Annotated in this window: 10 protein-coding genes; 4 read left to right on the plus strand and 6 right to left on the minus strand. The window is 71.9% G+C overall.

Annotated features, from left to right (window positions below; genetic code table 11):
• Nucleotides 1-15 precede the first annotated feature (15 nt).
• Genes VH969_RS11090 through VH969_RS11100 form a run of 3 tightly spaced genes read right to left on the minus strand, consistent with a single transcriptional unit; the run spans nucleotide 16 to nucleotide 2,719 of the window.
• Nucleotides 16-831 (minus strand): SDR family NAD(P)-dependent oxidoreductase, encoded by an 816-nt coding sequence (locus VH969_RS11090; protein WP_331973601.1) that lies wholly within the window; start codon nucleotides 829-831, stop codon nucleotides 16-18.
• Nucleotides 828-1,574, minus strand: coding sequence for an SDR family oxidoreductase (locus VH969_RS11095; RefSeq protein WP_331973602.1), 747 nt, complete (start codon nucleotides 1,572-1,574; stop codon nucleotides 828-830). Before VH969_RS11095 ends, VH969_RS11090 begins: the two co-directional genes overlap by 4 nt.
• The gene (locus tag VH969_RS11100) at nucleotides 1,571-2,719 is read right to left on the minus strand and encodes an acetyl-CoA C-acetyltransferase (RefSeq protein ID WP_331973603.1); all 1,149 of its coding nucleotides are present in this window, start codon (nucleotides 2,717-2,719) and stop codon (nucleotides 1,571-1,573) included. The genes VH969_RS11095 and VH969_RS11100 overlap by 4 nt, the downstream gene beginning before the upstream one ends.
• 48 nt (nucleotides 2,720-2,767) lie before the next feature.
• On the opposite strand from VH969_RS11100, the gene VH969_RS11105 reads away from it, so the two are divergent.
• The 3 genes from VH969_RS11105 (at nucleotide 2,768) to VH969_RS11115 (ending at nucleotide 5,469) form a co-directional block, all read left to right on the plus strand.
• Nucleotides 2,768-3,361, plus strand: coding sequence for a TetR/AcrR family transcriptional regulator (locus tag VH969_RS11105; protein WP_331973604.1), 594 nt, complete (start codon nucleotides 2,768-2,770; stop codon nucleotides 3,359-3,361).
• Between the two features lie 113 nt (nucleotides 3,362-3,474).
• Complete coding sequence (locus VH969_RS11110) at nucleotides 3,475-3,921, plus strand: L,D-transpeptidase (protein ID WP_331973605.1); 447 nt, start codon at nucleotides 3,475-3,477, stop codon at nucleotides 3,919-3,921.
• Nucleotides 3,922-3,999: 78 nt separating this feature from the next.
• The gene (locus VH969_RS11115; RefSeq protein ID WP_331973606.1) at nucleotides 4,000-5,469 is read left to right on the plus strand and encodes a CYTH and CHAD domain-containing protein; all 1,470 of its coding nucleotides are present in this window, start codon (nucleotides 4,000-4,002) and stop codon (nucleotides 5,467-5,469) included.
• Nucleotides 5,470-5,482: 13 nt separating this feature from the next.
• On the opposite strand, the gene VH969_RS11120 is transcribed toward VH969_RS11115, so the two are convergent.
• Genes VH969_RS11120 through VH969_RS11130 form a run of 3 tightly spaced genes read right to left on the minus strand, consistent with a single transcriptional unit; the run spans nucleotide 5,483 to nucleotide 7,676 of the window.
• Nucleotides 5,483-6,997 (minus strand): FadD3 family acyl-CoA ligase, encoded by a 1,515-nt coding sequence (locus VH969_RS11120; RefSeq protein WP_331973607.1) that lies wholly within the window; start codon nucleotides 6,995-6,997, stop codon nucleotides 5,483-5,485.
• Nucleotides 6,998-7,028: 31 nt separating this feature from the next.
• Nucleotides 7,029-7,394: a hypothetical protein gene (locus VH969_RS11125; protein ID WP_331973608.1), complete on the minus strand. Its 366-nt coding sequence runs from the start codon at nucleotides 7,392-7,394 to the stop codon at nucleotides 7,029-7,031.
• A 54-nt stretch (nucleotides 7,395-7,448) separates the two neighbouring features.
• On the minus strand, nucleotides 7,449-7,676 hold the full coding sequence (locus VH969_RS11130) for a hypothetical protein (protein ID WP_414638471.1): 228 nt from the start codon (nucleotides 7,674-7,676) through the stop codon (nucleotides 7,449-7,451).
• Between the two features lie 313 nt (nucleotides 7,677-7,989).
• On the opposite strand from VH969_RS11130, the gene VH969_RS11135 reads away from it, so the two are divergent.
• The coding region (locus tag VH969_RS11135; RefSeq protein ID WP_527249156.1) for a hydroxymethylglutaryl-CoA lyase-like TIM-barrel protein at nucleotides 7,990-8,346 on the plus strand (357 nt) is incomplete at its 3' end.

Raw genomic sequence — 8,346 nt, forward strand, 5'->3', positions numbered from 1 at the left:
GCCACGCAGCGGCTGTCAGGCCCCGTAGACCGGGACGGGGTCGGCCGCACCGGTCAGCAGCTGCGCGACCGCGTCGCCGACCGCGGCCGGATCGCGGCGGACGGACGCACCACGCGTGTGGCCGTGGACGATCGTCACGCGATCGCCCTCCACCTCGAACACGCGGCCCGTCACGTCGGCGGACTCCGTGCTGGCCAGCCACACCACGAGCGGCGCCACGTCCTCGGGACCCGGCAGGCCGGGAAACAGCTCCTCGGTCATCCGGGTGCGCGCGGCCGGGGCGATCGCGTTCACCGTCACGCCGTAGCGGGCGAGCTCGGCCGACGCGACCAGGGTCAGGCCGAGGATGCCGGCCTTCGCCGCCGAGTAGTTCGACTGGCCCAGGCTGCCCCACAGGCCCGCGCCCGAGCTCGTGTTGATCACGCGGGCGTCGACCCGCTCGCCGGCCTTCGAGCGGGTACGCCAGTGCGCCGCGGCGTGGCGCGTGGTCAGGAAGTGGCCCTTCAGGTGCACCCGCACCACGTCGTCCCACTCCGCCTCGGAGGTGGACACCAGCATCCGGTCCCGCACGATGCCCGCGTTGTTCACCAGCACGTCCAGCCGGCCGAAGGCGGAGACAGCCGCCTCCACCAGCGACGCCGCTCCCTCCCATGTGGACACATCGGCGGTGTGCGCGACCGCGGAGTCGCCGATCTCGGCGGCCACCGCGGCGGCGAGCTCGAGGTCGTTCACCACGACCGACGCGCCCTGGCGCGCGAACTCCAGCGCGTGCGCGCGGCCGATGCCCCGGCCGGCTCCGGTCACCGCCACCACGCGGCCGCGGCAGATCATCGCGGCGGCACCGCGTTCGACGCGCCCAGAAACGCCGGCCGCTCGCCGCCGCCGTGGACGGTCAGCGTGCTGCCCGTGACGTACGACGCCGCCGGCGAGGCCAGGTACAGGCACGCCTGCGCCACGTCCGCGGGCGTGGCCATCCGGCCGGCCGGGATCGTGGCGCCGACCGCGGCCACGCCCGCCGCGTCGCCGTAGTGCAGGTGGGACAACTCCGTGTCCACCGGGCCGACGACGACCGTGTTCACCCGCACGTTCGGCGCCCACTCGACGGCAAGGCTCGACGCGAGGTTCGCCAACCCCGCCTTCGCCGCGCCGTACGCGGCGGTGCCGGGCGACGGGCGGGTGCCGGACACGCTGCCGATCATCACGATCACCCCGCCCGACTCCTGCTCCTGCATCACGGCGTTCGCCCGCTGCGAGACGTGCAGCGGCGCGACGAGGTTCAGCGCGATGACCTTCTCGTGCAGCCGCGGCGAGGCGGTGGCCGAGGCCACGGGCGGCGCGCCACCGGCGTTGTTGACGACCACGTCGATCCGTCCGTACTCCGCGACGACCGCCGCGACCAGTCCGTCCACTTGGGACCACTCGCGCAGGTCGGCGCGGTGGTACCGGACATCCAGGCCCGGGTCGGCGGAGCGGCCGCAGGTCACCACCGTGTCCCCCACCGCGGCGAACCCGCGCACGATGCCGAGCCCGACGCCGCGCGCGCCACCGGTGACCAGAACGACACGGCTGCTCATACCCGCTCCACGATGGTGATGTTGGCCTGACCGCCGCCCTCGCACATGGTCTGCAGTCCGTAGCGGCCGCCGGTTCGCTCGAGGTTGCCGAGCAGCGTGGTCATCAGCCGGGCGCCGGTCGCCCCGAGCGGGTGGCCGAGCGCGATCGCCCCGCCGGTCACGTTCACCCGCTCCGGGTCGGCGCCGGTCTCCCGCAGCCAGGCCAGCACGACGCTCGCGAACGCCTCGTTGATCTCCACCAGGTCGATGTCCGCGATGGACAGCCCGGCCCGGTCGAGCGCGTGCGCGGTCGCCGCGATCGGTGCGTCGAGCATGATCACAGGGTCGCCACCGCGCGCGCTCAGGTGGTGCACGCGTGCCCGGGGGGTCAGCCCGTGCGTGCGCGACGCCCGCTCGGAGACCACCAGCAACGCGGCCGCGCCGTCGCAGATCTGGCTCGCCAGTGCCGCGGTCAGCCGGCCGTCCGGCACGAGCGGCGCCAGCGCGGCCATCTTCGCCAGGCTCGTGTTCCGGGGACACTCGTCGGCCGCGACCCCGGCGAGCGGCGCGATCTCCGCCGCGAACCAGCCGGCGTCGCGCGCGGCGATCGCCCGGGAATGGCTCCGCAGGGCGAACTCCTCCATCTCCGCCCGGGAGATCCCCCACTTCGCCGCGATCATCTCCGCGCCACGGAACTGCGAGATCTCCTGGTCCCCGTACCGCGCGAGCCAGCCCGCCGACGTCGTGAACGGGTCCGGGAAGCCGTACTGCCGCCCCGCCAGCATCGCCGCGGAGATCGGGATCGCCGACATCTGCTGCACGCCGCCCGCCACCACGACGTCGGCCGTCCCCGACATGACCGCCTGCGCCGCGAAGTGCACCGCCTGCTGCGAGGACCCGCACTGCCGGTCCACGGTCACGCCCGGCACCTCCGCCGGCAGGCCGGCCGCGAGCCAGCACGTCCGCGCCACGTCACCGGCCTGCGGCCCGACCGTGTCCACGCAGCCGAAGATCACGTCGTCCACCACCGCCGGGTCGACGGGCACCCGGTCGAACAGTGCCCGCAACACGTGCGCCCCCAGGTCGGCGGGGTGGACGGCCGCGAGCCCACCCCCACGCCGGCCCACCGGCGTGCGTACGGCGTCGACCAGGAAGGCGTCGGGCACGGGTGTAGGCTACCAAGCTAGCGCTTGGGTCGGGAGAGACGAGAGAACATGCCAGCACGCGGCAAACCCTCGCAGCGGCGTGACGCGCTGGTGCAGATCGCCGCCGAGCTGTTCGCCGAACAGGGGTACCGGGCCACCACGGTCCGCCACATCGGGGACGCGGCCGGCGTGCTGTCCGGCAGTCTCTACCACCACTTCGACTCGAAGGAGACGATCCTCGACGAGCTGCTCTCCAGCTACCTCGAGGAGCTGCTCGACACCTACGGCACGATCGTGAAGGCCGGCGACGATCCGGCGGCGACGCTGCGTGAGCTCGTCCGCGCCTCGTTCCGGTCACTCTCCGAACACCGCGCGGCCGTCACCGTGCTGCAGAACGAGCGCAACTACCTCCGCACGCTGCCCCGCTTCGGCTACCTCACGAAGTCCGAAGAGGAGGTTCGGCGGACCTGGATCGCCGTGCTGCGGGACGGGATCTCCGCCGGCGACTTCCGCAAGGACCAGGATCCCGTGGTGACGTACCGGTTTCTGCGCGACTCGGTGTGGGTCGCGGTGCGCTGGTTCCGGGCGGACGGTCCACTGTCGGCGGACGAGCTCGCGGACCACTACCTCGCGCTGATCTTCGAGGGCCTCCGAGCGAGCTGACCGGGCGGACGGCCAACTTGACAGAGTGTGATTGAAGCGCTCCTATACGTGGTAACCCGGAACCGCAGCGCCGAACACGAGCTCGCGGTACGCGGGCGGATGGGAGGACCACCATGGGAAAGCTGCGGAAGATCGTGGGAACGGCCGTCGGTGCGGCGGCCTTGACCGCGGTAACGATGGTCGTGGCTCCGGCCGCGGCCGACGCGTCGCCACCGCCATGTGGGCGGACGACGGCCGCGTGCATCGACCTGAGCACCCAGCAGGCCTGGTTGATGCACAACGGCAGGAAGACCTACGGACCGGTGCGCATCACGACGGGCAGGCCGGGGTACCGGACGCCGATCGGCATGTACAAGGTGCAATGGAAGGACATCGACCACTGGAGTCATGCCTACAACGCCCCGATGCCGTACTCGGTGTTCTTCACCAGCAGTGGGATCGCGTTCCACGAGGGGAGCCTGTCCGTGCCCTCGCACGGCTGCGTCCACCTCTCGCACGCGGCGGCGGTGAAGTTCTTCAACGTGCTCAAAGTGGGTAATGTCGTGATGGTTCACGCGTAACCGACACGCAGTACGGCGGGGTCGGCGTTGCCGGCCCCGCCGCTGTTTGTAGTGCACGGCCAGGGGTAGGCGATAACCATGCGCACGCACACGGAACGGGAACGCAAGTACGAGCTGCCGCCCGACGCGAAGCTGCCGTCGCTCGCCGAGCTGGCGACCACCGTCGGGCCGCGGGACGACAAGCTCGAGGCGTTCTACTACGACACGTTGAACCTGCGCCTCATCCGCGCCGGCATCACGTTGCGCAAACGCACCGGCGGCAAGGACGCCGGCTGGCACCTCAAGATCCCCAAGGGCACCGACACCCGCGAGGAGCTGCACTTCCCGCTCGGCGACGCCAACACCCCGCCCGACGAGCTGACCGCGCTCCTCGTCGGCTACACGCGAGGGGTGCCGCTCGTGCCGGTCGCCCGCATCGTGACCCACCGCGCGAGCTGGCAGCTCGTCGACGAGGCCGGGACCGAGCTCGCCGAGCTGACCGACGACGACGTGCACGCCGAGAACCTCAACTCGTCCACAAAGGACCACTGGCGGGAGGTCGAGGTCGAGCTGGCCGAGGAGGCCGACGAGGCGCTGCTGGACCGGGCGGAGCGGGCGCTGCGCGACGCGGGGCTGCGCCGCGCCGAGTACGGCTCGAAGCTGGCCCGGGTCCTGGGTCCCACGGCCGGGCGCGGGTCGCGCGGGCACAGTGCGGGCGACCACCTCGTCGCGTACCTCGCCGGCCAGGTGGAGGACCTGCTGCGCTACGACCTGCTCGCCCGCCGCGACACCCCGGACGCCGTGCACCGGATGCGGGTGGCGACCCGGCGGCTGCGTGCCGCGCTGCGGGCCTACCGCCGCCTGTTCGAGCCCGAGCGGGTCGACCGGATCCGCGCGGAGCTGAAGTGGCTCGGCGACCGGCTCGGGTTGTACCGGGACCTCGAGGTGATGGAGGAGGACCTCACCGAAGCGGTCGCGCGGCTGCCCGAGGAGCTCGTGCTCGGCCCCGTCCACGCGCGGCTCACCAGGCACTTCTCGCCGGCCCGGGCCGACGCGCAGCGCGCGGTGGTGCGGACCTTGCGCACGAAGCGGTACTCGGCGCTGCTCGACCAGCTGGAGCGCCTCGTGACCAGCCCGCCGCTGAGCGGCCGGGCCGGCCGGAAGGCGAGCAAGGAGCTGCCCGGGCACGTGCGGCGCGCCTACCGCCGGACCGCCCGCAAGGCGGCCGCGCTGGACGGGAGCGACGAGCGGCTCCACGACGTGCGCAAGGCCGCCAAGCGGGTGCGCTACGCCGCCGAGGTCGCCGTGCCGGCGGTCGGCAAGCAGGCCGACAAGACCCGCAAGCACGCCCGCCGCGTCACCAAGGTGCTCGGCGACCAGCACGACAGCGTGGTCGTCCGGCCACTGGTGCGCGAGCTGGCCGGCCAGGCGCACCTCGCCGGCGAGAACGGGTTCACCTTCGGGTTGCTGCACGAGCAGGAGCGGGTCCGCGGCGAGGCGGCCGAGGCGGAGTTCGCAGGCGCGTGGCGCAAGCTAGCGAAGAAGAAGGGCCGCCGCTGGCTGAAGTGACCGGAGTGGACACTCAGCGCAGGAGCCGCTTGAGCACCTTGCCCGACGGGTTGCGCGGCAGCTCGGCCGGGAACTCGACCAGCCGCGGCACCTTGTAGTTGGCGAGCACGCGCTTGCAGTGCGCCAGGACGTCCTCGGCCGACAGCGCGGCGCCGGCGCGCAGCACGACGAACGCCTTGCCGACCTCGCCGAGCCGCTCGTCCGGCACGCCGACGACCGCGGACTCGGCGACCCCGGGCAGCCGGGCGAGCGCCTGCTCCACCTCGGCCGGGTACACGTTGAACCCGCCGCAGATGTACATGTCCTTGAGGCGGTCGGTGATCGTCAGGTAACCCCGCTCGTCGACCTCGCCGACGTCGCCGGTGTGCAGCCAGCCGCCGGCGTCGATCGCCGCCGCGGTGGCCGCCGGGTCGTCGAGGTAGCCGAGCATCACGTTGGGCCCGCGCAGCAGGATCTCGCCGGCCGGCGGTTCGACGCGCAGCTCGAAGCCGGCGGTCGGCCGCCCGCACGTGTGCGCGACCGTGGCCGCGTCGTCGTCGGGCCGGCACATGGTCGCGACGACCGCCTCGGTCAGCCCGTACGCGGTGAGCACGGCGTCGAGCTCGAGCTCGTTCTGCATGCGCTCGATCAGCACAACCGGGACGGTCGCCGCCCCGGTCACGGCGAGGCGCAGGCTCGTCAGGTCGAACGTGTCGCGGGCCGGGTGGTCGAGCATCGTCTGGTAGACGGTCGGCGGTCCGGGTAGGACGGTGACCCGCTCGGCGGCGACCAGCCGCATCGCCTCGGTGACGTCGAAGACCGCCTGCGGCACGATCGTCGCGCCGGTCAGCACGCACACGAGGATGCCGGCCTTGTAGCCGAAGCTGTGGAAGAACGGGTTGACCACCAGGTACCGGTCCGCGGCGGTGACCTCGCCGAGCTCCGCCCACGCGCGGGCGACGTCGAGCGCCTGGCGGTGCGCGCTCATCGCGCCCTTGCTGCGCCCGGTGGTGCCCGAGGTGAACAGGATGTCGCTCACGTCGTCCGGGCGCACGCGCACGTCGAGGTCCACCGCGACGTCCACCGCCAAATCCAGCTCACGCCACGCGATCGCGCCGGGCGGCGCCGCGTCGCCCGTGACCGGTACGTGCACGACCGTGGCGGGCTCCGGGTGGCCGCCGGCACGCAGCTCGGCGAGCCGGTCGCGGCCGAGGAACTCGCCTGCCACCACGAGCGCGGTCGCGTGCGTGCGGGTGAGCAGGTCGGCCGCCTCGGTGGCGGTGAACCGCGTGTTGACCGGCACGAGCGTGGCGCCCGCGCACGAGGCGCCGAGCGCGGCGATGACCCAGTGCCACGTGTTCGGCGACCAGATCGCGACGCGGTCCCCCGGCGTGACGCCCGCCGCGGAGAGCGCGCCGGCGAAAGAGCGGGCGTGGTCGTTCAGCTCCCGCCAGGACAGCCGGACGGGCCCGTCGGCCACCGCCTCGGCGTCGCCGAACCGGCGTGCCGCATCGGCGAGGGCGGCCGGGATGGTGTCCACCCCGAACATACTAGAACACGTTCTATCCAGCGTGACGAATTCAGCCGAGCCGCCGGATGAGCCGGGCGAGCACGGCGGAGGCGACCAGCCAGAAGAGCGCGGCGAGGCCGTAGTTGATCAGCACCCGCAGCTCGGCGTTCTCTGGAGTGAACAGGCTCCGGAAAGCGAGCGCGAGCGGCTCGGCCGCGTCGGCGAAGAACCTGGTGATGCCGTTGGCGGGATTCGCGTTGCCCACGACCAGCACGACGTGGACGGCCAGGATGATCGCGAAGAGCAGACCGGCCCAGCGGACCAGACCGGCCAGAAAACCCACCACGGCCGCGCGCACCTCGGCGGGACTGCGGCGTTTCGCCTGCCCCTCCGGTGCTTGCTCGACGTCCTCGGGACGTTCAGCTCGCGCGGCCATGGTGGGAAGTCTGACACGTTCGCATCTCGCTGACTACCGGCCGGTAGATAACGGTTATCGGGAGACCAGCCGGGCGATCAATCCGGTGACGACGATCCAGAACACGGCCGCGAGACCGAAGTTCACGATCACGTCGAGATTGTTGTTGGCAAAGTTGAACAGCCCGGGGAAGAACAGTGCCAGTGGCACCGCCATCGACTTGATGAACTGGAAGAACGCGTTCGCCGGGTTCGCGCCGAAGAGGAGCATCAAGATGTAGACGACCTCGATCAGTGCGAACACCGCGCCGATGCCAGTGATGATTCGCGCGGCAGTACCTCGACCGGAGCTGACGGCCCATCTACGTGTAGTCATGGGAAATGAGTGCCCAAATCGCCTCTTGACGAAACACGTTCGAGTGACCAACGCGCTACGCCGTTCGGCCCACTATGTGGAACCGCGTTTTCCGAATCTGGACGCGGTCGCTACGCTGTCGCCCGTGGCGCGAGTTCTCCTTCTTCGGTGCCGCGACGGGGCCTGACCAGACCGGCTCCCCGCCGCGGGTCGAAGCCTGCCGGTCGTCGACACCCGAACCCGGCCAGGAGAACCACACATCATGACCATCCCGGACACGCAGCGCGCCGCCAGCAGCAAGATCCGCATTCCGTCCCGCCCCGCGCCGGTCGAGCAGCCCGCGTGGAACACCCAGCGCGGCTCGGCCATGCCGATCCACCGCTACCGTCCCTTCGGCGAGCTCGTCGAGCCCGTCACGCTGCCCGACCGCACCTGGCCGGACCACGTGATCACCAGTGCGCCGCAGTGGTGCGCGGTGGACCTGCGCGACGGCAACCAGGCGCTGATCGACCCGATGTCGCCCGCCCGCAAGCGCAAGATGTTCGAGCTGCTGGTGCGCATGGGCTACAAGGAGATCGAGGTCGGCTTCCCCGCCGCGTCCCAGACGGACTTCGACTTC

It is taken from the genome of Actinophytocola sp. (genome assembly GCF_036555685.1).
Classification (GTDB): domain Bacteria; phylum Actinomycetota; class Actinomycetes; order Mycobacteriales; family Pseudonocardiaceae; genus Actinophytocola.